We start from the raw sequence: 3,558 nt of genomic DNA on the forward strand, positions 1-3,558 counted from the left end.
CCCATCCCAAGCCCTTGTTTCCACAGGCCCGATCTTTTCCACGGTTAATGTGGAACCGCCTGTGGAAAACATGGTGGCATCTCGCTCAAGCCCTTTGATGCCAAGCCCTGCAGCTTAATGATCATTTTTTGATCACAGGCGCCTTGTGGATTGTTTTTCCAGGTTTTTCAAAGCCCTGCATTCATTCCAAGGTCCGTGCAAAGCCTGTGGATAAACCTGTGAAGAAACCTTGGACAGACCGCTGCAGGCTGCATGCTTGGAAGCCTTGCGCCAGCATCGAAAAGATATCCACCGACCATGAGTCGCTGAAAGGGTTCCGCACCGTCGACAAGTTGCCCCCAATCCGTGGGGAAAGTCTTGTGGATAACATGCGCATAGCTGCTGCCGAGCCCTCTGCTGCGGGGCTTTGGCGAATATGATCAAAAAATGAACAGTGCTGTAGGCGGGTTGCTGCAAGCGCCCGGCGCGGGCATGCTGCAAGCCTGCCGATGACAACCTACCGTGAGGAACAGAGCATGACGTCCACCGTATTCATCACTGGCGCGACTTCCGGCTTCGGCGAGGCCACAGCCCGCCGCTTCGCCGAAGCCGGCTGGAAGCTGGTGCTCACTGGCCGCCGCAAGGAGCGCCTGGATGCCCTGTGCGCCGAACTATCGGCCAAGACCGAAGTACATGGTCTGGTGCTCGATGTACGTGACCGCAAGGCCATGGAGCAGGCCATCGCCAACCTGCCGGCCGGCTTTGACAAGCTGCGCGGCCTGGTCAACAACGCAGGCCTGGCGCTGGGTGTGGACGCGGCACAGAACTGCAGCCTGGACGACTGGGAAACCATGGTCGACACCAACATCAAGGGCCTGATGTACACCACCCGCCTGCTGCTGCCACGGCTTATCGCCCATGGCCGTGGGGCGTCGATCCTCAACGTAGGTTCGGTGGCGGGCAACTACCCGTACCCGGGCAGCAACGTGTACGGCGGCACCAAGGCCTTCGTCGGCCAGTTCTCGTTGAGCCTGCGCTGCGACCTGCGGGGTACGGGGGTGCGGGTGAGCAACATCGAGCCGGGCCTTTGCGAGAGCGAGTTTTCGCTGGTGCGTTTCGGCGGTGACCAGGCCAAATACGACGCGACCTACGCTGGTGCCGAGCCGATCCAGCCGCAGGACATTGCCGAGACCATCTTCTGGATCCTCAACCAGCCGGCGCATATCAACATCAACAGCCTCGAGCTGATGCCGGTGAGCCAGGACTGGGCAGGGTTCTCGATCGACCGCTCCACCAAGGGCTAGGTTTCAGGGCAGATAAACAAATTGCCGGGGCTGCTTTGCAGCCCTTTCGCGACACAAGGCCGCTCCTACAGGATAAGTGCACATCTCAAGTGGTGTGCAGTACCTGTGGGAGCGGGCGTGCCCGCGAATACGTCAGCCCAGGCGCTGCAATCCTTCCAGGCAAGTCGCCAAATGATAGGGCGTAGTAGAAGGCATATCATGCCGACTAACCGCCCCCTCGCCATCCCGGCACTCATACCAGCCCGCCTCACGCAGGAACTGCGCTTCCAGCGCCTGCAACTGCCCGGCCAGCTTCGCTTCGCCCCCAGTCCGCAACACCAGCGCCCGCAGGTATTCCGCCTGCGCCCAGATCCGCTGGGTGGCGTCGAGTACCTGACCATTCACATCCAGCATCGCCAGCACAGCGGCATCCTTCACACCATGCTGCTCGGCGTAGCCGAAGGCCCGGTCGATGGACGCATGCAGCGGCGTATCACGCAGCAGCGGAGAGGTATGCAGCAGGTAGAACCACTCGAACTGGTGCCCCGGCTCGAACCAGTTATCCACAGTACCGAGTGGCTTTTCCAGCATCAGGCCGTGGGCCGGTTCGATGAAGTGTGCCTGCAGCGCCTCGCACAGTTGTAGCAGCGACTGCCGGGTATGCTCGTCGTCACGCACCGCCAGCACCTGCAGGAAGGCTTCGGCCAGGTGCATCTGCGGGTTTTGCAGCGGGCCGCTGGCAAGGTCTGCCCAGTCTTCAGCGAGGCTGGCTTCGTACAGGCCATCGTCGCGGGCGAACTGCTGGTCGATGATGTCCAGCGCGGCGTTCAGCGTGGACTCCACCAGGTTTTCACGCACCTTGCCCCAGTAATGCGCACAGGCAAACACGATGAAGGCGTGAGTGTAGAGATCCTTTCGCCGGTCCAGCGGTTTGCCGTGGGCGTCGATGCTGTAGAACCAGCCGCCGTGTTCGGTGTCGTGGAAGTGCTTCTGCAGCGAGCGGAACAAGGCGGCCGCTCGCTCGGCTGCGCCCGGTTGCCCGATGCGGCTGCTGAACAGGTAAAGCTGACGTGCGCAGGCCATGGCCCGGTAGCGCTGCACCGGCAATGGTTGGTGCTGGGCGTCCAGGGCCTCGTAGGGCAGGGCCATGTCGGCGTTCCAGCCCGGGCCTTGCCACAACGGCACGATGCGTTCGGCGAAGTGCTGGTTGAAGCGGGCCAGTTCGGGCAGGGTGGGGCGGGGGTCGGACATTTCGGCGCTCGTCGCTGTCGGGCAGGGCGCCATGGTAGCAGAACTGGGTTGTGGGTAGCCTGTGCCGGCCTGCCCTCAGGTTCGGTGCCGTACCTGTGGGAGCGGGTTCATCGATGCGTCGAACCGCCGCGAAGAGGCCAGTACAGGCTATCAATCAGCTCGGGTTGCCGAGCCCCTGCCAATGTCGCGCCCCCACGAAGATGAAGCGCAACTGCTGGGTGATCTTTTCCTGCGGCGTCAACGCCTGTGGATAACCCGCTTCGGGGCTGTCGATAAGCTCTGGCAGGGTGGCGAACACGGTCTTTACTACCAGGTCGGCCATCACCGCCAGCGCGGCGCTGTCCAGATGCTGCCAGCGCTTCATCCGCGCCAGGTCGGTGGCCAGGTCGTCGCTGATGTCCTGGCGCAGGCGGGCAATGGCCTGGCGTACGGCCTGCGAACCGCCGTACTGCTCACGGGCGAGGAACAGGAACTGTGCGCGGTGGGCGGCGACCACGTCGAGGAAGATGCGCACCGAGGCGTCGGTGATGCCGCCCAGTTCGAATTCATTCTGGCGCACCAGGCGGATGGTCTGGCGGAAGGTAGTGTCGACCTCGGCAACCAGGGCCAGGCCCAAGGCGTCCATGTCGGAAAAATGCCGGTAGAAGCCGGTGGGTACGATGCCGGCCGTCTTCGCCACTTCGCGCAGGCTGATACTGCCGAAACCACGGCCACTCTCCATGAGCTGGCAGGCGGCATCGAGCAGGGCCTGGCGGGTCTGTTGCTTCTGTTCGGCGCGCGGCAGCATGGTGCGGGCTTCTGTGGCGGTAAGGCTGGGCACTCTAGTTAAAAAAACAAAGCCCGGTCAATGGACCGGGCATGGAGGGGAGCAGGCGTTGTGACAGAGGTTGTTCTTTTCGGCCATGGTGATCAGCTCACACGGCTGAGTTCAACCAAGCGATCAGAACCACCTTCGGCAACGCGGCCACTGCGTTCGATCAGGCGGTCGGAGCCACCTTCGGCAACACGGCCACTGCGTTCGATCAGGCGGTCGGAGCCACCTTCG

General features: G+C 62.7%; 3 protein-coding genes. 1 reads left to right on the plus strand and 2 read right to left on the minus strand.

Annotation, left to right across the window (positions count from 1 at the left end):
- The first annotated feature begins 515 nt into the window (after positions 1–515).
- Positions 516–1,283 (plus strand): SDR family oxidoreductase, encoded by a 768-nt coding sequence (locus ACK1U9_RS05265; protein ID WP_085599706.1) that lies wholly within the window; start codon positions 516–518, stop codon positions 1,281–1,283.
- Between the two features lie 132 nt (positions 1,284–1,415).
- On the opposite strand, the gene ACK1U9_RS05270 is transcribed toward ACK1U9_RS05265, so the two are convergent.
- Both ACK1U9_RS05270 and fabR read right to left on the minus strand, forming a co-directional pair.
- Entirely contained in the window at positions 1,416–2,513 is a 1,098-nt protein-coding gene (locus ACK1U9_RS05270) for an AGE family epimerase/isomerase (protein WP_449109746.1), read from the minus strand.
- 154 nt (positions 2,514–2,667) lie between these two features.
- Positions 2,668–3,300, minus strand: a complete 633-nt coding sequence (gene fabR / locus ACK1U9_RS05275; RefSeq protein WP_046613290.1) for an HTH-type transcriptional repressor FabR — start codon at positions 3,298–3,300, stop codon at positions 2,668–2,670.
- Positions 3,301–3,558: the final 258 nt, after the last annotated feature.

Source organism: Pseudomonas sp. XP1 (genome assembly GCF_053557675.1).